General features: G+C 32.1%; 22 protein-coding genes and 1 pseudogene. 13 read left to right on the forward strand and 10 right to left on the reverse strand.

Translation table 11 applies throughout. From position 1 onward, the window contains the following. Positions 1 to 2: 2 nt before the first annotated feature. The 8 genes from AC2D6V_RS01910 (at position 3) to murI (ending at position 8,260) form a co-directional block, all read left to right on the forward strand. Entirely contained in the window at positions 3 to 662 is a 660-nt protein-coding gene (locus AC2D6V_RS01910; RefSeq protein WP_484646352.1) for a CBS domain-containing protein, read from the forward strand. A 3-nt stretch (positions 663 to 665) separates the two neighbouring features. Then, the gene (locus AC2D6V_RS01915; RefSeq protein WP_484646353.1) at positions 666 to 1,550 is read left to right on the forward strand and encodes an NAD kinase; all 885 of its coding nucleotides are present in this window, start codon (positions 666 to 668) and stop codon (positions 1,548 to 1,550) included. Positions 1,551 to 1,649: 99 nt separating this feature from the next. Further along, on the forward strand, positions 1,650 to 2,339 hold the full coding sequence (porG, locus tag AC2D6V_RS01920; protein WP_484646354.1) for a type IX secretion system protein PorG: 690 nt from the start codon (positions 1,650 to 1,652) through the stop codon (positions 2,337 to 2,339). Between the two features lies 1 nt (position 2,340). Beyond that, entirely contained in the window at positions 2,341 to 3,081 is a 741-nt protein-coding gene (gene uppS / locus AC2D6V_RS01925; protein WP_484646355.1) for an undecaprenyl pyrophosphate synthase, read from the forward strand. Next, positions 3,053 to 5,671, forward strand: a complete 2,619-nt coding sequence (locus tag AC2D6V_RS01930; RefSeq protein ID WP_484647505.1) for a BamA/OMP85 family outer membrane protein — start codon at positions 3,053 to 3,055, stop codon at positions 5,669 to 5,671. The genes uppS and AC2D6V_RS01930 overlap by 29 nt, the downstream gene beginning before the upstream one ends. A gap of 185 nt (positions 5,672 to 5,856) precedes the next feature. Further along, positions 5,857 to 6,882 (forward strand): OmpH/Skp family outer membrane protein, encoded by a 1,026-nt coding sequence (locus AC2D6V_RS01935; RefSeq protein ID WP_484646356.1) that lies wholly within the window; start codon positions 5,857 to 5,859, stop codon positions 6,880 to 6,882. Between the two features lie 25 nt (positions 6,883 to 6,907). Beyond that, a complete protein-coding gene (locus AC2D6V_RS01940; RefSeq protein ID WP_484646357.1) occupies positions 6,908 to 7,414 on the forward strand; it encodes an OmpH/Skp family outer membrane protein in 507 nt (168 codons plus the stop codon). Positions 7,415 to 7,480: 66 nt separating this feature from the next. Then, positions 7,481 to 8,260 (forward strand): glutamate racemase, encoded by a 780-nt coding sequence (murI, locus tag AC2D6V_RS01945; RefSeq protein WP_484646358.1) that lies wholly within the window; start codon positions 7,481 to 7,483, stop codon positions 8,258 to 8,260. Between the two features lie 5 nt (positions 8,261 to 8,265). On the opposite strand, the gene AC2D6V_RS01950 is transcribed toward murI, so the two are convergent. From AC2D6V_RS01950 to AC2D6V_RS01960, 3 genes and pseudogenes are all read right to left on the reverse strand, one after another. Then, on the reverse strand, positions 8,266 to 8,778 hold the full coding sequence (locus tag AC2D6V_RS01950; protein ID WP_484646359.1) for a gamma carbonic anhydrase family protein: 513 nt from the start codon (positions 8,776 to 8,778) through the stop codon (positions 8,266 to 8,268). Between the two features lie 75 nt (positions 8,779 to 8,853). Then, a pseudogene (locus AC2D6V_RS01955) lies at positions 8,854 to 8,997 on the reverse strand (LytTR family transcriptional regulator DNA-binding domain-containing protein); the annotation flags it as partial. Positions 8,998 to 9,158: 161 nt separating this feature from the next. Then, a complete protein-coding gene (locus AC2D6V_RS01960; protein WP_484646360.1) occupies positions 9,159 to 10,160 on the reverse strand; it encodes a PorP/SprF family type IX secretion system membrane protein in 1,002 nt (333 codons plus the stop codon). A gap of 176 nt (positions 10,161 to 10,336) precedes the next feature. Here AC2D6V_RS01960 and AC2D6V_RS01965 point away from each other — a divergent pair, with 176 nt between their 5' ends. From AC2D6V_RS01965 to AC2D6V_RS01985, 5 genes are all read left to right on the forward strand, one after another. Further along, positions 10,337 to 11,239 (forward strand): NifU family protein, encoded by a 903-nt coding sequence (locus AC2D6V_RS01965; RefSeq protein WP_484646361.1) that lies wholly within the window; start codon positions 10,337 to 10,339, stop codon positions 11,237 to 11,239. A gap of 99 nt (positions 11,240 to 11,338) precedes the next feature. Next, positions 11,339 to 11,539 carry a dodecin family protein gene (locus AC2D6V_RS01970; RefSeq protein ID WP_484646362.1) on the forward strand — a complete coding sequence of 67 codons (201 nt, stop codon included), beginning with the start codon at positions 11,339 to 11,341 and terminating at the stop codon, positions 11,537 to 11,539. A 148-nt stretch (positions 11,540 to 11,687) separates the two neighbouring features. Further along, complete coding sequence (locus AC2D6V_RS01975) at positions 11,688 to 13,724, forward strand: thioredoxin domain-containing protein (protein ID WP_484647506.1); 2,037 nt, start codon at positions 11,688 to 11,690, stop codon at positions 13,722 to 13,724. Next, complete coding sequence (locus AC2D6V_RS01980; RefSeq protein ID WP_484646363.1) at positions 13,721 to 14,080, forward strand: DUF1304 domain-containing protein; 360 nt, start codon at positions 13,721 to 13,723, stop codon at positions 14,078 to 14,080. The genes AC2D6V_RS01975 and AC2D6V_RS01980 overlap by 4 nt, the downstream gene beginning before the upstream one ends. 80 nt (positions 14,081 to 14,160) lie before the next feature. Beyond that, complete coding sequence (locus AC2D6V_RS01985) at positions 14,161 to 14,976, forward strand: mechanosensitive ion channel family protein (RefSeq protein WP_484646364.1); 816 nt, start codon at positions 14,161 to 14,163, stop codon at positions 14,974 to 14,976. On the opposite strand, the gene tsaB is transcribed toward AC2D6V_RS01985, so the two are convergent. The 7 genes from tsaB to AC2D6V_RS02020 form a co-directional block, all read right to left on the reverse strand. Continuing rightward, the gene (gene tsaB, locus AC2D6V_RS01990; protein ID WP_484646365.1) at positions 14,973 to 15,644 is read right to left on the reverse strand and encodes a tRNA (adenosine(37)-N6)-threonylcarbamoyltransferase complex dimerization subunit type 1 TsaB; all 672 of its coding nucleotides are present in this window, start codon (positions 15,642 to 15,644) and stop codon (positions 14,973 to 14,975) included. The genes AC2D6V_RS01985 and tsaB overlap by 4 nt on opposite strands. A 1-nt stretch (position 15,645) precedes the next feature. Then, positions 15,646 to 16,995, reverse strand: a complete 1,350-nt coding sequence (locus AC2D6V_RS01995; protein WP_484646366.1) for a TolC family protein — start codon at positions 16,993 to 16,995, stop codon at positions 15,646 to 15,648. 10 nt (positions 16,996 to 17,005) lie between these two features. Then, positions 17,006 to 18,109 (reverse strand): efflux RND transporter periplasmic adaptor subunit, encoded by a 1,104-nt coding sequence (locus AC2D6V_RS02000; RefSeq protein WP_484646367.1) that lies wholly within the window; start codon positions 18,107 to 18,109, stop codon positions 17,006 to 17,008. A gap of 14 nt (positions 18,110 to 18,123) precedes the next feature. Further along, a complete protein-coding gene (locus AC2D6V_RS02005) occupies positions 18,124 to 19,365 on the reverse strand; it encodes an ABC transporter permease (protein ID WP_484646368.1) in 1,242 nt (413 codons plus the stop codon). Further along, positions 19,366 to 20,598: an ABC transporter permease gene (locus tag AC2D6V_RS02010; protein ID WP_484646369.1), complete on the reverse strand. Its 1,233-nt coding sequence runs from the start codon at positions 20,596 to 20,598 to the stop codon at positions 19,366 to 19,368. It lies immediately after the preceding gene. After that, positions 20,591 to 21,292 carry an ABC transporter ATP-binding protein gene (locus tag AC2D6V_RS02015; protein ID WP_484646370.1) on the reverse strand — a complete coding sequence of 234 codons (702 nt, stop codon included), beginning with the start codon at positions 21,290 to 21,292 and terminating at the stop codon, positions 20,591 to 20,593. The genes AC2D6V_RS02010 and AC2D6V_RS02015 overlap by 8 nt, the downstream gene beginning before the upstream one ends. A gap of 69 nt (positions 21,293 to 21,361) precedes the next feature. Continuing rightward, complete coding sequence (locus tag AC2D6V_RS02020; RefSeq protein ID WP_484646371.1) at positions 21,362 to 21,589, reverse strand: hypothetical protein; 228 nt, start codon at positions 21,587 to 21,589, stop codon at positions 21,362 to 21,364. Positions 21,590 to 21,622: the final 33 nt, after the last annotated feature.

A 21,622-nucleotide genomic window follows, 5' to 3' on the forward strand; every position in this document is an offset into this window, starting at 1 on the left:
AGGTGAAGCTCTCAGAATACATAATAAACGATATAAAACCTATTGCTAATGATAGCAAAATAAGTGACTTGCAAGTTTTGTTTAATCAATTAACATATTCTCATATCCCCATTAAAAATAAGGATAATGAGTTTATTGGTAGTTTATTTGAAACTGATGTACACTGTTTTGAAAGTGACAAACTAATAAGTGATTATGCTTATGCGCTTGAAGATTTTCACGTAAAAGACAAAACGCTTTGGCTAGATGTTTTAGAAGCTTTTGCAAGAAACTCAAGCAATATAATGCCTGTTTTAAATGAAAGCAATAGATATCTTGGTTATTACGAATTAAGTGATGTAATAAGTTTATTTAGTGAGTCACCTTTTTTCATTGATCCCGGTGGCATTTTAGTTGTAGAAAAAGGTGTTTCCGATTATTCATTTAGTGAAATTAGCCAGATTGTAGAATCGAACAATGGGAAATTACTTGGAGCTTTTGTTTCCAAAATGAAAAATGATGTCGTTCAAGTAACCCTTAAAATTGGCAATGCTTCTTTAAACGAGATTATTCAAACGTTTAGGCGCTATAGTTATAATATAGTTTCTGGGCATGAAGATGATGGTTATAATCAGAGCCTGAAAGAGCGATCTGATTATTTGAATAAATATTTAAATATGTAAACTATGAAGGTTGCCGTTTTTGGACGATTTTATAATGAAACGACTTCATCATCTGTTATAACACTTTTCAATTCGCTTGTTAAAAAAGATGTGGATGCTTATATAGAGACACATTTCTATGATCTCATTAAAGCACAAAATTCCAATTTAGACGACTATGTTGCATTTAATACGTTTGATGTCCTTGACAGCTCGTTTGATTTACTGGTAAGTGTTGGTGGTGATGGTACTATTTTAAGAGCCATAACTTTTGTGAAAGATATGGGCATACCCATTATTGGTATTAATACAGGTAGATTAGGGTTTTTAGCCACAATTCAAGTTGATTCAATAGAAAAAGCTATTCAAGATATTATTGATGGAAATTATAAAATTTCAGAGCGCAGCTTACTCGAAATAGAAACTTCACCTGAAAATGATGAGATTACATCACTTAATTTTGCTTTAAATGAAATTGCTGTAAGTAGAAAAAATACAACTTCTATGATTACTGTTGAAACGCATCTAGATGGTGAATATTTAACGTCTTATTGGAGTGACGGTTTAATAGTTTCCACAGCAACAGGATCTACAGGGTATTCTTTAAGTTGTGGAGGCCCAGTAATAACCCCTGGTACAAATAGTTTTGTTTTAACGCCTATTGCACCACATAATTTGAGTGCGCGACCTTTAGTTATTCCCGATTCTACTGAAATACATCTTAGAGTTGATGGGCGTGAGGAAAACCATTTAGTGTCTTTAGATTCTAGAATTGCCACTTTAGATAACGGAACTCTTATAAAAATTAAAAAAGCATCATTTAAAATTAAAATGATAGATCTTTTAAATGAAAGCTTTTTAAGTACACTCCGAAAAAAGCTACTTTGGGGCGAAGACAAGCGTAATTAAACAATAATTTAGTCGAAATACAGTTTTACACTAATACAATTTAGCTCAAATTATACTTAGCTAATCTTATTTATTATATTTGCAAACTTTTGAACGTATATGAAGCATTTAACTGTATTGGTTTTTAGTATTTTAAGCTTTTATTTAGGGCATGCTCAAATAAATGAAGTTGGTATTTTTATTGGTGGCAGTAATTTTATAGGAGATGTAGGTGCAACAGATTATATTTCTCCCAATCAGTTAGCCATTGGTGGGGTTTATAAATGGAATAGAAGTCCAAGACATTCTTATAGGATATCCTTAATTTTCTCCGAACTAGAAGGTATAGACAATAATTCTGATGACCCTAGGCGAATTCAAAGAGGTTATAGTTTTACAAATCAAATTATAGAAATATCTGCTGGAATGGAATTTACTTTCTTTGATTTTGATTTACATACTGGCAAAAAACTGGGAACTCCTTACTTATATACGGGTATTAGTGTTGCAAATCATGATAATCATTATTTCCTAAACGGGGTTCAAACTCAAGAAAATAATTCTAGTTGGGCTTATGGTATTCCCATGGCATTAGGGTTCAAAACAACATTTCTGGATAATTTCGTGCTTAGTTTAGAAATAGGCGCCAGATATACATTCTCTGATGAAATAGACGGCAGTATTCCAGATGATGAATTCAGAGAACAATTCAGATTTGGAAATATAAATAATAATGATTGGTATGTGTTTTCAGGAATTACCTTAACATACACTTTTGGACTAAACCCTTGCTATTGCGCTGCAAATTAAAATGGACTTACTAAAAGACATACAGCCTAATAAATTACCCAAACATGTTGCCATTATTATGGACGGCAACGGTAGATGGGCAAAACAAAAAGGTATGCTGCGTACTTTTGGTCATGAAAATGGTACAAAATCAGTTAAGAATGTGGTTGAAACTTCTGCAGAATTGGGGATTGAAAATCTGACACTTTATGCTTTTTCTACTGAAAACTGGAATAGACCAAAACTAGAAGTTCAAACACTCATGAAACTTTTAGTCTCTTCTTTAAAAAAAGAGATTAAAACCATGCAAGACAACAATATTAAATTAACAGCTATTGGTAATTTAAAGACATTGCCATCTAAAGTTTATAAAGAACTTTTCGATGTTATTGATGCCACAAAAGATAACAATAAAATGACTTTAACTTTAGCATTGAGTTATGGTTCTAGGGAAGAATTGCTAAACACTGTTAAAGAAATTAGTATTAAAGTTAAAAATAATATAATTTCGCCCGAAAAAATTGATGAATCGATTATAAATGAGCATCTTTACACGCAAAATTTACCAGACGTGGATTTGCTTATTAGAACAAGTGGCGAAAAACGTATAAGTAACTTTTTACTCTGGCAGATTGCTTATGCCGAATTGTATTTTACCGATACACTTTGGCCAGATTTTACAAAACAGCATTTGTATAAAGCTATTATTGAATATCAAAAAAGAGAACGACGATTTGGGAAAACAAGTGAACAACTTAGCTAATAGTTTAGCTTTTTCTACTTATATAAAAAACTGTTTAGTATTACTATTTATAGTTTTTAGTTTTAGCCTTCAGGCACAGGACATATCATACGATGATGGCAAAAAATATATTCTTGGTGGTGTTTCTGTATCTGGAAATACTAGTTTCAGCGAAAAAACCATTGTCACATACTCAGGTTTAAGAAAAGGTAAAGAAATAACCATCCCTGGTGAAGATATTAGCACAGCCATTAAGAAATTATGGAACTCTAAACTTTTTAACGACATAGAATTATACATAATCAAAATAGATGGTAATACAGCCTATTTAGAAATTCGCCTTTCAGATTTACCTCAACTTAATGAACTAAAAGTTAATGGTGTAAAAAAGTCTAAAGTTGAAGGTATTATAAAAGAAAACAAACTTGACAAAGGAGTTAAAGTAACGGAAAACTTAATTACTACTACAAAAAATTTCCTTGAAACAAAATACAAAAAAGAAGGGTTCTTAAACTCTAAAGTCTATATAAACACTATTGAAGTAAAAGACTCTATTCAAACTGCTAGAGTTAATATGGTATTGAATATTGATAAAGGCGAAAAGGTTAAAATTAAAGATATAGTTTTCAATGGCAACGAAGTTTTAAAAAGCAAAAAACTTCGAAAAAGCATGAAAAGCACTAAAAAAATTAATCGTCTTAGAATATTAAAGCGATCAAAATTTATAGATTCTGCTTATCAAGCCGATTTAGGTCACATTATAGACACCTATAAAGAGAACGGCTATAGAGATGCCCGAGTATTGTCTGATAGTGTTATAATAAATAATGATAAAACTATATCACTTCAAATTAATGTTAATGAAGGTGAGCAGTATAAATTTGGTGATATCACATTTATAGGGAACACAGTATATTCCAATGATCAACTAACTAGAATGTTGCGTATTAGAAAAGGAGACACCTATAATGGTGTTTTACTTGAAAAACGAATTGCAGACAATTCTAAACCAGATGCACTAGATATTACAAACCTGTATCAAAATAATGGTTATTTATTTTCAACTATAAATCCTGTTGAGGTTAGCGCGAAAGAAAATGTTATTGACATGGAAATAAGAATTGTTGAAGGAAAACCTGCATACTTTAACAATGTTAGTGTTTCTGGAAATGACAAAACGAATGACCATGTTATTTACAGAGAAATACGAACGCGCCCAGGTCAATTATATAGTAAAGCAAATGTAGTTAGAACCATCAGAGAACTAGGTCAATTAGGCTTTTTTGATGCACAAGAGTTAACTCCAGATATTAAAAATCCAAATCCAAATGAAGGAACTGTAGATATTGATTACGTTCTTAAGGAAACAGGATCCAGTCAAATAGAGTTGCAAGGTGGTTATGGCGGAGGTGGCTTTATAGGGACGCTTGGCTTATCATTTAACAATTTCTCAATAAAAAACATCTTTAATAAAGATGCTTATAAACCAATCCCAATGGGGGATGGTCAAAAATTAGCGTTACGTCTTCAAGCAAGTCGTTTTTTCCAAACATATAGTTTCTCATTTTCAGAACCTTGGTTAGGCGGAAGACGCCCTGTACAGTTTTCAACGTCAATATCACATACAAAACAATTCTTATTTAATCCAGTAACAAGAGATGCAGATAAATCTAGACGATTTAATATTACTGGACTTTCTATTGGTTTAGCAAAGCGTCTTTCTGTGCCAGATGATTATTTTACCTTATCTCAGGCAATTGGATATCAACACTACGACTTACAAAATTATAATACGGGACTATTTACATTTGGTGATGGAAGCTCTAACAACCTATCATATACAGTTGGTCTTAGCAGAAACAATACCAGTGTAGACCCTATTTACCCGACTGGAGGTTCAAATTTTGGAATAACCGCGAAAGTATCTCTTCCATATTCTTTATTTAATGATGTTGATTATGGGGCATTAAAAGAAGAAAGAGAAATGAATAACGACATTCTAAGTGATGTTGCTGCTTCAGATGCAGATCGTACAGATGCTTCTACTAGAATTAGTGAAATAGACCAAGAACGTTATAAATGGTTAGAGTTTTATAAAATTAACTTTAAAGGAGATTGGTATACCGAAGTAATTAACAATAGTAAATTAGTTCTTAAACCTAGTGTAGAATTTGGTTTTCTAGGAGCTTACAATAATGACAGAGGTGTTATTCCTTTTGAACGTTTTTATTTAGGAGGTGATGGCTTGGGTAACTTTTCACTGGATGGTAGAGAGGTAATTGCATTACGTGGTTATCCAAACCAATCATTGTCTGATCAAGATGGAGGTACCATATATAACAAATTTTCTTTAGAATTACGCTACCCTATAACGCTTGCAGCATCTGCTAAAATATTTGCACTTGCATTTGTAGAAGGTGGTGCTTCTTATAACAGTTTTAGAGACTATAATCCATTCAATATTAACCGTTCTGCAGGTTTAGGTGTTAGAATATTTATGCCAGCATTTGGTTTATTAGGAATCGATTTCGGTCATGGATTCGATCCATTAGATGGAGAAGTTGGGAAACATGGATGGGAAACACACTTCATAATTGGGCAACAATTTTAACGAACATATTTATTTTGGCACGATATTTTCTAATAACCTTTTGATGATTTGAATGAGAATGAAATTTTTAAAATTAAAATTCGTTAATTTTGAAGATAGAATTCATAAACCGACGGAGTTCAAAACAAATTATCATCTGTCGTTTCTGAAATTTATGAGCTATAAATTATAAAAACATTAAACAGATGAAACTAAAAGTTCTTTTTTTATTGACATTCTTGTTCATGCTAAGCTTTTCTGTAGATGCGCAAAGAGGTGTAAGAATAGGTTATATTGATACAGAGTACATTTTAGAAAATGTACCAGAGTATCAAGAAGCGACGGCTCAACTAGAAAATAAAGTTCAGAAATGGAAAAGTGAAATTGATTCTAGATTGAGTGAAATAGCACAAAAAAGAAAGGACCTGGGTAATGAAAAAGCACTTTTAACAAAAGAGTTGGTTGATGAACGTGAAGAAGATATTTATTATGAAGAAAAGGAAATATTGGACTATCAGCAAAAGCGTTTCGGTCCCAACGGTGATTTAATGATTCAGAAGAAACAATTAATGCAACCTATTCAAGATCAGATTTTTGCAGCAGTCCAAGACATGGCTTCTAGTAGAAAATATGATTTTATTTTCGATAAATCGGCAGATGTTGTAATGCTTTATTCAGCGAAGCAATTCGATTTAAGCGAGCAAATTTTAAGAAGTATTACAAGAGCTTCAAAGCGTAAACAAGTAAAATCTAAAGCAGAACGAAAAGAAGCTGAAAAAGAAGAGTTGGTTCCAGAAATTAACTATGAGTTAGAAGAACGAGAGAAAGCACTTGAAGAAAAAAAGGCAAAAAGAGCAAGTGCTATTGAAGAAGCGAGAGCAAAGAAATTAGCAGCTCGTGAAGCCAAAGTAAAAGAAGCTGCGGATAGAAGACAAAAAATATTAGATGAAAGAACCAAAGCAAGGCAAGATAAAATAGATGCAAAAAATAAGACGACTGAAACATCTACTGAAACTGAAGAAGGAAGTGAAATAGAAGGTAAATCTGCAGAAGGCAAAGAAGCTAGTGAAGCTGACAAACCAAAGACAAGAGCAGAGCTTATAGAAGAAAATAGACAGAAAAAATTAGCAGACCGCGCAGCTCGTAAAAAGGCTTTGGATGACAAGAAAAAGAAAATTTTAGAAGATCGTCAAAAAGCGAAAGATTCAATAAATAATAATAAAAACAATTAATAACACACTTAATACAATTTAAAAAATGAAACACTTAAAAACTATTTTATTAGCAACGGCATTATGCATAGGAACAATTAGTTTTACTCAAGCTCAAAGTAAAGTTGCACATATAAACACCACTGAATTAATTCAAGCGATGCCCGAAATGAAATCGGCACAAGCAGAATTAGAAACTTTAGGTAAAACATACCAAACAGATATTCAAGCTTCTATAACAGAATACCAAACAACTGTTAAACAATATGAAGCCGAAGCAGCTACTAAAACTGATGAGGAAAACCAAAAAAGAGGTTTAGAATTGCAAGAAAAACAACAACGTATCCAACAGTTTCAAGCAGATGCTCAAAAAGATTTACAGAAAAAGGAAATTGACCTTTTAGGCCCTATTACTGAAAAGGCTAAAGCAGCAATTTTAAAAGTAGCTAGAGCACAAGGTTACGAGTATGTTGTAGACGCCGCACAAAGCGTTGTAATTATGTCTGATGGTAAAAATTTACTTGACGATGTTAAAAAAGAATTAGGTATATAAAATTATACTCGAAATAAATATTTTAAAGCTGTCTTTTACAAGGCAGCTTTTTTATTTTTGTTAAATATGAACAAACAACCTATTGGTATTTTCGATTCTGGCGTTGGTGGTACTTCCATTTGGAAAGCTATTACTAAGCTGCTGCCTAACGAGCATACTATATATTTGGCTGATAGCTCAAATGCTCCTTATGGCCCTAAAGGAAAAGATGCTATTATTGAGTTAAGTATTAAAAATACCGAATACCTATTAAGTAGAGGTTGTAAACTTATAGTAGTAGCATGCAACACAGCTACAACAAATGCTATCGATTATTTAAGGAGTAATTATAAAGTTCCTTTTATAGGTATTGAACCTGCCATAAAACCTGCCGCACTACAGACAAAAACGAATACTGTTGGAATTTTAGCAACTAAAGGAACTTTAAGCAGTGCTTTATTTTCTAAAACTTCGAACTTGTTTGCTAGTAATATTAATGTTTTAGAGCAAAACGGCGATGGTATTGTAGAACTTATAGAAACGGGGCAATTGTATTCTGAAGAAATGAAATCGCTTTTAAAAATATATCTAAAACCAATGATAGTGGCAAATATGGATTATTTGGTTTTAGGATGCACGCATTACCCTTACTTAATGCCTTTGCTCATTGAATTACTGCCTAAGCACGTAAAAATAATAGATTCTGGAGAAGCAGTTGCGCGACAAACAAAAACCGTTTTAGCATCTCACAAACTATTAAATAATTCTTCATCAATTGGTAACTCAGAATTTTTTACTAATGGAAGTCTAAATGTATTAAAGTCGCTCGTAAATAATAAATCTGATATTCAATATTTAAACTTTTGAAAGAACTATTTAAACCAACCAGAATATTTAATATAGTTATCAGCAATTCTATTTATTTCACCTGATATTAATTCTTCACTGATATCTTTTACTTTTTTTGCTGGTACTCCTGCATATATACTTCCAGCTTCCACAATGGTGTTTTTAGTGACTACTGCTCCAGCAGCAATAATAGAGTTACTATTAATAATACAATTATCCATTACGATGCTTCCCATTCCAATTAGCACATTATCATGTATAGTACACCCATGCACCAAGGCATTATGACCAATTGAAACATTATTACCAATAGTGGTTGGCGCAGTTTTATAAGTCCCATGAATTACGGCACCATCCTGGATATTAACTTTATTGCCTATTTTAATAAAATTAACATCACCTCGAACAACTGCACTAAACCATATGCTACATTCATTTCCCATAGAAACATTACCAACAATGGTAGCATTTTCGGCTATAAAGCAATCTCCTGGTATTTCTGGGCTTTTGCCTCCAACTGATTTTATTACTGGCATAGATTTAAATAATTATTTTTTATTGGCAATTGATTAATTAAAGGTTCTTCGCTTCGCTCTGAATGACAAGATTATTTAATATGACAAAAAAGTCAACTTTTCAGAGGCCGAAACCATTACTTCTTTCCCATTACTTAACACAACCCTTCCACCTTTTCCTTTTACATATTTTACTACTTCATTTACATTAACAAGATACTATTTATGTACACGAAAAAAAATAAAATTAAATACAAAACGCAAAGTGTATGTATTAAATCAGCAAAAAATAATACGAATAATTTAGAAAATGCCATGATAAAAAAGCCATAAAAGAACAAGCTTAAAAAAAATTATTTATGGGAATAAAAAAAGGTTCGCTAAACGAGCCTTTAATATTTTTAGTTTACAGCAGGACATTTACAGTCGTATTGTTTTCTTCTGCAATTAAAATTATATCCTAATGTTAATTGGTGAAAACCACCACTTGTAAAGACTACTGAATTAGATTGGTATGTATAATTATAGGCGAACATGAACTCATTGTAATCTACACCAAGAATTGGAGATATTAATTGTAATTTTTGACTACTCACTCCAGAGCCGTCTAAAAACTCAGCACCATCAAAACTTCTTCTATAGGATAATCCTCCCCATAATTTACCAAATTCCATCTCTTTGTAAGCCTTAGCATTAATATCTATTGATGACTCTCCTGTGCCATCTTTATGCATAAACATTAAAGAAGGCTCGTAAGTCCATTCACTTCCTAACTTACCAAAAACACCTCCTACAGAGACCAAATAACGTCTTAGGTTGCTTGTAATTTCTATATCATTATTAATCCCTGAATTTTCTAACAGATTCTTAATCGTGCCGTGTGCATAAAAATCTAAGTAGTGATATGAAAACCCAAAATCAATATTTAAATTTGTTTCGCTTTGTACAATACCATCAATAATAGGGTCTGGACCTTCAAACAGGAAAGAAGTTTCATCAAGTTTGTATTGAATAAACCCAACACTTAATCCAAAAGAAAGCATATTTAAATCTACTTCATTTCTGGAAAACAACAAGTGGTGTGCATAAGTAGCATAAGCCCCTGTTTGTGAATGATATCCGTTTTTATCGGTATACAAAATACCTCCTATTGCAGATTGGGTATCGCCAATTCTTCCGTTAAGACTTAAAGTTAAAAGTTTAGGTGCTTCATCATGTCCAAACCATTGTTGGCGTGCTGTAAGTCTAACCTTAGAACAGTTAGCAACACCAGCCATAGATGGGTGAATGAGGTAATAATTATCGGTTAAATAATCAGTATATATTGGTAATCCCTCTTGGGAAGTCGCAACATGACCTAATAATAGTCCAATTACAACTACTAAAATGTTTTTCAATTTCATAAATTCTAGATCAAGGTAGGTTGAGTTTATTATAAACGTCTTGATTATTAAAAAATTACACTTAATATATGTAAAAGAAATTCCTTCAACACAAACATAACCAATAAAGGCAATGAAAGCCAAATATATGGATATCTATAGTTTTCTTTTAGTATTTTTGCAAAAAAATAGCTAAAATGAGTGCTTTCAAGGTTAGTATACAAGAAACTTCAAATAATTCAATTATAAAATTTGAGTTAAACAAATTCATTACAAAACATCAAAGTTTTGAATTTAATAATATAGATGATGCTAAATCTTCTCCTCTAGCTCAGCAACTATTCTATTTACCTTTTGTTAAAAAAGTTTATATCTCAGGAAATTTTGTTGCGGTAGAACGCTATGATATTGTTGAATGGACAGATGTAGAAGATGAAGTTGCCCAACAAATAGAGGCTTATTTAAATGATGGTGGTCTTGTAGTTGAAGAAACTGCAGAGTCTAAAAAAGTACCTGTTACTGTCTATGCCGAAAGCACACCGAATCCAGCTGTAATGAAATTTGTAGCCAACAAAAAAATGGTTACTGCCCTTTTCGAGTTTACTTCTATTGATGATGCCAAATTATCTCCTTTAGCTACCGAATTATTTCACTTCCCTTTTGTTAAAAGTGTTTTTGTTGAAGATAATTATGTGTCAATTACAAAGTATGACATGTCCGAGTGGCAAGAAATTGTTATTGAGCTTCGTGAATTTATAAGAAAGTTTATTGAAGATGGGAAGGAAGTCGTTTTAGCCAATGCTGTTGAAACACTTCAAAAATCTGAAAAAGATCAAGATTCGCATTTTGAAAATTTAGATGATACTTCAAAAGAAATTGTAAACATTCTTGAAGAATATGTAAAACCAGCTGTAGCTAGTGATGGTGGTAATATTCAATTTATTGCTTACGATGCAGACACAAAAAATGTTCGAGTTATGCTTCAAGGTGCTTGTAGCGGATGCCCATCTTCTACTTTTACCTTAAAAAACGGTATAGAAAACATGCTTAAACAAATGCTTCCTGGTAAAGTAGATATGGTTGAAGCAATAAATGGCTAGTCATTTCTCATTATAAAAGTGACTAGTTTAATTTTCTTGTGTCTTAAATACAGTCATCTCCATGAGGGGGTTTCACTTAAAAATTTAAAATCGTAAAAAATGGCAGTATTAAAAGTAATAGAGATTTTATCAAACTCAGATAAAAGTTGGGAAGATGCTACTAAAAAAGCAGTAAAGCATGCATCAAAAAGTATAAAAAATATCCGTTCTGTATATGTTCAAGATCAAAGTGCTAGTGTAAAAGATGGTGAGGTTACAGAATTTAGAGTAAATCTTAAAATAACATTTGAAGTAGAATAACTTTTTTTGCTCCCAAGCATTTAAGAGCGTTCATAACTTGAACGCTTTTTTTATGCTATAATTTCGCTAACTTTGGGCTATGAAACACTTATTAATATTTGCTTTTATTATTCTAATTATGGGCTGTAAGGGTCAGAATTCCGAAACTATGAATCATCAATACACAAATGCCCTAGTAAACGAAACAAGCCCATATCTTTTACAACATGCTCACAACCCAGTTGATTGGAATGCTTGGAATGAGACTACCCTAAAACAGGCGAAATCTGAAGATAAATTAATACTTATAAGTGTTGGGTATGCTGCGTGCCATTGGTGCCATGTTATGGAACACGAAAGTTTTGAAGATAGTTTAGTGGCCCAGGTTATGAATAAAAATTTTATTAATATAAAAGTTGATAGAGAGGAACGCCCAGATGTAGATCAAGTATATATGAATGCCGTTCAACTAATGACTGGTAGCGGTGGTTGGCCTTTAAATGTGATTGCGTTACCGGACGGAAGACCAGTTTGGGGTGGCACTTATTTTAAGAAAGAACAATGGGTTAGCGCCTTAAAACAGATATCAAAATTATATACTGAAAAACCTGAAAAACTTCATGAATATGCCGACAAATTAGAAGAAGGCATTAAATCGCTAGACGTTGTTCAATTAAATACCGATGAACCTATTTTCGAAAAAAACTATATAGATGAAGCTGTTAAAAAATGGTCTAAACAATTCGATAATCGAGATGGTGGCTTAAATAGAGCTCCTAAGTTTATGATGCCTAATAATTATCATTTTCTATTGCGATACGCTTATCAAACAAATGATGAAAAGCTGCAAGAATTTGTAAACTTAACACTTACCAAAATGGCATTTGGTGGTGTTTTTGATCAGATTGGTGGTGGGTTTTCAAGATACTCTGTAGATTCTGTATGGCATGTTCCTCATTTTGAAAAAATGCTTTATGATAACGGTCAATTAGTTAGCCTTTATGCAGATGCATATCTCATTACAAAAAATAAATTGTATAAGAACATCATTACCGAAACATTAGATTATGTAGAAGAGGAAATGACAACCGAAAATGGTGCATTTTATTCTTCATTAGATGCGGACAGCAATACTCCCGAAGGAGAACTTGAAGAAGGTGCTTATTACGTATGGACTAAAGAAGAACTTAAAACTCTTATTGGAAATGACTTTGAATTGTTTTCAGATTATTACAATATTAACAACTACGGTCTTTGGGAACATGGAAACTATGTTTTAATTAGAAAAGATGATGATGCTTTAATCATGAAAAAACATGATTTAGCACCTGAAAATTTATCAGAAAAAGTAAACTCTTGGAAAAGCACGCTTGTAAATGAACGCAATAAAAGAGACAAACCAAGATTAGATGATAAAACTTTAATCTCATGGAATGCATTAATGCTAAAAGGCTATTTAGATGCATACCGAGTTTTAGGTAATGCTGAATATTTGGCTGTTGCTGAAAAAAACGCAAAATTTATCATTAATAATCAGTTAAGAGAAGATGGAGGTCTAGACCACACGTATAAAAATGGCAAAAGTAGCATCAACGGTTATTTAGAAGATTACGCTGCTACAATTGATGCTTTTATTACCCTTTATGAAGTCACACTAAATGAGACTTGGTTAAACAACGCAAGAGATTTAACCAATTATACCTTTGATCATTTCTTTGATGAAACTAGTAAGATGTTCTTCTTTACTTCTAATGAAGACGACCCATTAGTAACTAGAAGCATCGAATATCGCGATAATGTTATTCCAGCGAGTAATTCAATTATGGCAAAAGGTTTGTTCAAATTATCTCATTATTTTGAGAATACACACTACAGCAAAATAGCTATGACCATGCTAAATAATGTAAAACCAGAAATGCAGGAATATCCTTCTGGTTATTCGAACTGGTTGGACCTCATGCTAAATTATGCACAACCTTATTATGAGGTAGCCATTGTGGGTGCAGATGCTAAAGAAAAAATAGAAGCTTTAAACAAAACTTATATACCCAACAAGCTGATTGCTGGAAGCATTTCAGAAAACGATATGCCGTTATTAGAAAACAGATATAATCCGGAAAACACACTAATTTATGTATGTGTAAATAAAGCCTGTAAACTTCCAGTCTCTGAAGTTGATAAAGCCATTAAATTACTATCACAATGAGTTATTTAACCATATTTTTAATTACTGTAGTAGCACTTGAACATATTTACTTTCTAATTTTAGAAATGTTTTTCTGGACTAAACCAAAAGGCATTAAAGCTTTCGGTTTAAAATCAAAGGAATTCGCAGAAGAAACTAGAGTCTTAGCTGCCAATCAAGGGCTATATAATGGTTTTTTAGCCGCTGGACTTATATATTCAATTATACAGAAGGATATAGAAATAGCTAATTTCTTTCTTATTTGTGTGACCATTGCTGGGATTTATGGGTCTTATTCCACAAAGCAAATAAAACTATTCTATGTGCAAGCGGTTCCTGCAATTATTGCACTTGTTTTTTGCTTTATAACAAATTAATTAATCATTTTTTATCATTAAAATACTTAAGAGCTAACACTTAGTTTTTAAGTTTGCAATTATTAAAACTTAAAAAAATTATGAATTTAGAAAACATTAACACAGAAAAGTGGCTAGAATTAGGCATAGATTACGGGCTGAAAATTCTTGGAGCCGTTCTTATTTGGATTATTGGCTCATGGGTAATTAAAAAATTACTAAAAACTACCAAAAAATTAATGTCTAAGAAAGATTATGATGAAAGCCTTCAAAAGTTTTTATTAAATCTTTTAGGTTGGATATTAAAAATTATCCTAATCGTAGTTATTTTAGGAACAATTGGAATAGAAACTACATCTTTTGCGGCGATTTTAGCTGCTGCTGGTTTAGCTATTGGTTTAGCTCTGCAGGGGTCATTAGGCAATTTTGCGGGAGGTGTTTTACTTATGATTTTCAAACCTATTAAGATTGGGGATTTAATTGAGGCCCAAGGTGAAATTGGTGTTGTTAAAGAGATTGAAATTTTTACAACTAAACTTACTGGACTTTCAAATAGAGAAATTATAATTCCTAATGGATCTTTGTCTAACGGTAATATTATTAATTATACTACAGAAGGAACACGACGTGTAGACCTTACTTTTGGTGTAGGCTATGATTCTGATATTAAGAAAACAAAAGAAGTACTAATGAATGTTTTAACATCACATCCAAAAGTATTAAAATCTCCAGAGCCAACAGTAAATGTTTCTGAATTAGCAGATAGTTCAATCAATTTTGCTGTAAGACCCTGGAGTACTGCTGATGATTACTGGGATGTTTACTTTGGAATTACAGAAGACGTAAAAGAAGCACTTGACAAGGCTGGAATTGAAATTCCTTATCCACATCAAGTTGAGATTCAGAAAAAAGGTTAAGATTTAGGTTTTAACGCCACAAAATCTTTTAAATAATATGGTTCAAAATAAGCGACATCTTCGATGTTGCTTATTTTGAATTTATTATAAGCTAACTGACTCATCTCATTTGAAGAAGGTAGCATCTCTTCGATAAAAACAGCATTTGGATGATTGATAACTTCCATTGTTTTTTCAACACCATTACCAATAAAATAGACTTTACCTTTCTCTAAATATCTTTCAAAAGACCCTTCGTTTAATATTTGAGCTTGCGTCTCTCTTATTTGTTCATAATCAGAATCAAAAATAGCCGAATACACTTCCATTCTTCGAGCATCCAACATGGAAACGATAACGCCATTTTCATTTTTGACCTGATGTACTAATGCCTCTAGAGTAGAAACAGAAATTAAAGGAATATCAAGCGCAAAACAAAGTCCTTTAGCTGCTGAAACTCCAATTCTTAAGCCAGTATAAGAACCCGGACCTTTACTTACTGCAATAGCATCCAAATCCTTAAAAGTTATGTTAGCTTCATTTAAAATAGTATCAATATAAACATGCAACCTTTCAGCATGTGAATATTTTTTATCATAATCTTCTTTTAAGACTATCGTTTTACCTTCTTTTGAAACCGAAACAGAACAGTTAGTTGTAGCTGTTTCTATATTTAGTATATATGCCAATTTAATCAGTTAAAGATTTTCCCAGGTAAAAGTCTAAAACTTTTGTCTTAAAAACAAAATCATATTTAGCATTTATTAAAGAGGACTGTGCATTTATTAATTGAAGTCTTGCTTGCTCCAAATCGAAAGCTGTCATGGCACCAAGATCATAGCGCTCTTTAGAATTGTTAAATGCTAATTCTTGAAACGTTAATGACTTTATCGCAGCATCGTAAGCTTTTAGTGCAGCTTGAGCATCTGTGTAAGCTCTTTGAATATTAGATTCTAAATCTAGCTTTGCTTGTTCCATTAGAAGTTTGCTATTTTCTTGTTGAATCTTAGATACTGCAACATTGGTTTTATTTTGAAATCTAGAAAAAATTGGAATGTTGATATTCAAATTGAAGTTATGCCCTTTCAACAAATCCAATTCTCTAAAAAATGCTTGTTTTATAAAATCGTTTTTAGATTCACTCCAAACAGATCCAAAACCATATCCAAAAGTTACATTAGGATAGTACCCAGCTTTTAAGATTTCGGTATTTAATTCGGCATTTTCTATGCGCTTTTCTGCAATCTTGATTTCCGCTCTATTTTCAAGAGCATATTCTAAAATAGGAGTAACATTATTATACAATAACCCTTCAGAAGGTGTATTGACATCAATAATTTCAACATCAAAACCATAAAAAGGAATCTGAAGTAATTGGGATAATGATAATAATGACAAATTAAAACTATTCTCAGCCAAAGTAACTTGTTGTGAATCTCTACTTAAAGTAGCTTCAGCATCATAAATATTTGCTTTTGGTTGCACTCCCGCATCGACTAATTCTTTTATTTGTTCTAGTTGTTTTTCACTAAAAGCAAATTGTGCATTGGCAATTTCTAAATTTTCAATATTAAATAAGACATTCAAATAAGCATTAACAACATTTAAAGAAATATCATCTTTTATCCGACGTAATTCTAAAACACTTGTTTCTTTAGTAAGTTGTGATTGCTTATATAAATTCAACGTTCTAAATCCGTTAAACACATTTTGATTTAAACCAATATTATAATTAAACGAATGTGTTGTTTGATTCGTTATACGTTGATTTGTTACTGGATCGAAACCTGAACCAATACTCATACGATTCCCTGTACTTGCAGTTACAGATGGCAAAAACTGACCTTTTGCAGCGATGATATCTTGGTCGTTTAAAAGAAGTGTGTTTTCACCTTGCTTAACGGTTATGTTATTTACAACAGCATGATTAACACATTCTTGTAGTGTCCATTTTTTTTCTTGGGCATTTAACGAAACTGACACTAATAATAGTAATAGTGAAAGACTGTTTTTTGTGAGTTTAATATTGAAATTAATCATATTTCTAGTCTTAATTTTCTTTTGATACTTTATTCCAAACTTTAATCTTATCACCTTGCTCAATACCATCAACGATTTCAACATTTATTCCATCTGATAAGCCTAGTTTAACATCTTGTTTTTTAAATGAATTATCTGTTTGCTGAATTTCAACATATGGTTTCTCAGTTATTCTATCAAATCGGACTAAAGATTCTTTTATAGCAAAAAGACTATCTCTACTTTCAATATCAATTTCAGCATTGGCACTATAGCCTGCCCTAATATTGGCATTTACCTCAACTTCTACATCGGCTTTTATAGTAAATTGGACAGCGCCAGCGTTATCTGAAACACCTTTTGGAGCAATGAATGTTAATTTTGCAGGAAGTTTTTTCTCCTCTAAAGCACCAATTACTACACCTATGTCTTCACCTTCTTTAAGTTTGCCCACTTCAGACTCATCTACAGTTCCTTCAAAAATCATATTACCCATATTGGCAATTGTAGCTATGCTAGTACCGGCATTGAAGTTGTTACTTTGAATCACTTGATCACCAACCCGAACAGGAATTTCTAATATTGTTCCTGCTATTTGAGCAATAATGTTTGTATTGGCAGAACTACCCCCTGAAATAGATCCCTTTTTAATGATTTGATAATCATTTTGAGCTTGCTGCAAAGATTCCTTGGCTTGATTGAACGATAGTTCGCTATTTTCAAAATCTTGTTTCGAAATAACACCTTTATCAAATAACACTTTATTTCTTTTGTAAAGAACATTAGCATTATCATAAGATAACTTTGAGCTATTTAATCTACTATTGGCACTAACTAATGATTGCTCGTTTGGCACCACTCTAATTTTGGCAATTAAATCACCTTTATTAACTATATCACCTTCTTCTATCATAATAGCATCTACTATTCCTGTAATTTGAGGTTTTAATTCAATTTCCTCTTCAGGGTTTAAACTACCTGTTGCTACTATTTTTGTGCTTATTGAGGTGTAAAAAGGTGTTTCAGTATCAAAAGCCTCTGGAGCTCGATTATTTGCATCATAAAAATATTTTAAGACCCAAGCAAATAATATTATTGCTATAACAATAAAAACGATTTTGATAATTTTTTTCATTTTATAAATTTAGTTTATTCTTCTCTTAATGCGTCGATAGGTTTAATACTTGTAGCCTTAAAAGCAGGAATTAACCCGATTAAAGTACCAAGAATTGTAACTATAAACAGTGCAAAAAACACCATACCAATTGATACTGAAGGATTTCTCATAAAAGCATCTTCACCCTGAGCTACAAAATTATTAAGTAGTATTAATATTAAACCACCACTTATAATTCCTAAAAAACCTGAAATTAATGATATAGCAACAGCTTCTACAATTATTTGTCTTTTAACAAGGTATGGTGTTGCTCCTAAGGCACGCCTTATACCAATTTCTTTGGTGCGTTCTTTTACCGATATTAATAAAATACCACCAATGGCAAATACACCAGCAATTAAAGTTGCAATACCTACAAACCAGGTTAAAAATTGCATACCTATTATAAATCCTGTAAACTGTTCAAACCTATCTCCAAGATTAAATCCATTAAGCGCTCTATTATCATCTGGGTGAATATTATGTATGTTTTTTAGCAATAATTTTACATCGGCGTCTAATTGATTAATATCAAAATTTGCATCACCAGTAACGGTTAGTAAGTCAACACTATTTCCTCTATTATAAATTTGTTGAGCTGTTGTATAAGGGATATTAAAATCTATTTGCGGCCCGCCAAAATTGACGGCTTTATAAACGCCTATTACTGTAAAACCTACGTTTTCTCCCTTTACCATTTTCCCAATAGGGTTTTCGCCTTTTTCAAATAATTGCTTGTAAACATCGTCTGAAATAACAGCCACTTTTTTGCGTTCATCAATATCAGACTGATTAATATATCGTCCCCAGAGTAAATCTTTTTTTGCTAAAACGTCTGCAAATGGAAACTCTCCTCTACCAGTAAAATTTCCATTTAATGTGTTTCTACTTATAGTTATTTGGGTTTGAAGGCTTGGCAAAACATACTCAACCCCTTTTATATTTTCTTTTATTTTTTCAACATCTTCAAGGGTCATTTTAATTCGGCGTCCTTCTTGATAACCTTTAAAAGGAATTGAAGTTGTACCGCTAAAAAGGAATAAACTATTAGTAGCGAAATTTTGAAATCTAATATTGAAATTATTTTCGACACCTTTAGCAGAACCTAATAACCCTATAAGTAAAAGAATACCCCACCATACACCAACCATAGTTAAAATAGACCGGAGTTTATTTTTACTAAGGCTGTCAAACACTTCTTGCCAAGTATCTTTTTCTAATAAAAACTTTATCATTTAACCATTTCTTAAAGCTATTATCGGTTTTATTTTTGATGCTTTTTTTGCAGGTACGAATCCAGCTATAGCACCAGCAATTACTAAAACAATAGTTGCTGAAACTAAAATGGATGAATTTACGCTAGGGTCAGTAATAAAATAACGCTCTAAACTAGAGCCAATGGATCTTAAAACGCCAACTCCAATTAACAAACCAATATATCCTGTTAATGCTGTTATTAAAATAGACTCCAATAAAATTATTGATACTATTGATCTAGGGGAAGCACCTAATGCTTTACGAATTCCGATTTCTTTTGTTCGTTCTTTTACAATAAAAATCATGATATTACTAATACCCAAAATACCAGCGATCAGTGTCCCAAATCCTATAATAGGGATTAAAGCTCCCAAACCAGATGAAATATTGTCAAGACGTTTTTTTGCTGTGAGAACTCCATTGCCAATTCTAACACCTCGTTGATCGTTTGGAGCTACATCAAATCTGTTCTTTAACTTAGCTGTCATTTCTTTTACTAAATTTAAAGCCTGATCTATGTTTAATTTAGGATTATAAGTAAGTGATATATTTCCTATATCATCATTACCCAAATACAGCTTTTGTATTGTGGTATATGGAGCATAAATAATACGTTCTTGACTATCTCCTCCACCATCTGAATAAACACCTACCACTTTATATTGAACACCTTCTAAATCTAAATATTTTCCAATAGCTGATTCTTTTAAAAATAAATCTTCCTCAACAAGGCGTCCTATAACACATACTTTATCCTTAGCTTTTACATCTTTTAAGCTAATAAATCTTCCATCTTTTATTTCTGCTTTTTCTATATATTGATAGTCAGGAGACACCCCAGTTATTGAATAACCCCCTTTTTGCTTTTTATAACTAACCTGATAATTTCTTGAAATTTTTGATGACATGTACTCAATGTCTTCTCCAAATTCCTTTTTCAAATAATCTAAATCTTTACTAGTAGGCTGAATTTGTCTTCCAATTTGTAGTCCTTTATAGGGTTTTGATGTGGTTCCAAATCGAATATTAATAGCATTTTCAGCTGTTCTGATAAAAAATTTCTCGAAGGTGTTTTCTAACCCATTGGCAATTCCAAAAAGTATAGTGAATAGCATAATAGCAAATGCCACTGTAAAGCCAGAAAGTAAAGCTCTTGTTTTATTTTTATTTATACTCTGGAATATTTCCCGCCAAAGATCTAAATCAAACATAGTGTTCTGCTCTAACTTGGGTTACTTTCTTATCCTCCATAATGACGCCGTCACGAAGCCTTACAATACGTTTGCACATATTGGCAATATCTTCTTCGTGTGTTACCATTAATATGGTTTTGCCTTCATCATTTAATTGCTGAATAAATTCCATGATTTCGTAAGACGTTTTAGTATCTAAAGCTCCTGTTGGTTCATCTGCCAATAATAATTTCGGATTCGCTGCTAAGGCTCGTGCAATTGCCACGCGCTGATTTTGCCCACCAGAAAGTTCTTTAGGCAAATGTTTAGCCCAATCAGTCAACCCTACTTTTCCAAGGTGAAACATTGCTTGCTCTTGCCTTTCTTTTCGATTCACACCCTGATAATAAAGTGGAAGCGCCACATTTTCAAGTGCTGTTTTATAATTTATTAAATTAAATGATTGAAAAATGAACCCTAAAAACTTATTTCTATAAACAGCAGCTTTTTTTTCGGTAAGGTCTTTAATAGGAAGGTCATCTAAAATGTATTCGCCAGAATCGGCTTCGTCAAGCATACCAATTATATTAAGTAATGTAGACTTACCAGATCCAGAAGAGCCCATAATAGCAACCATTTCACCATCTTTTACAGACAGATTAATTCCTTTTAATACATGTAAACTTGAGCCACCTATAGGATAGGATTTATGCAATTCGCGAATTTCTAACATTATGCTATTAATTAATCAACTAACCTTATGAGTAAGACACTAAAAGCAACTAAATGTTACAAAAATAATTTAGCTGTTTTGCTTATTGGCTTTACTATATTTTCTGTAAATAATATATCCTATTCCCCCAACAAGAATATATGGAATCGCCATAAGATAAACAATCCCATCGTTAATACCCTCAGCCACCGTTTTATTTCCTTCACTTTCTAAAACTGCTCGACACATAGCGCATTGTGCATTAGTCTCTAGAAAAAAGAGAAAAGAAAAGAGAAAAAAGGCTATTTTTTGTTTCATTATTAAAAGTTATACGCTACGCTTAGAATGACA

It is taken from the genome of Algibacter sp. YIN40 (assembly GCF_057219435.1).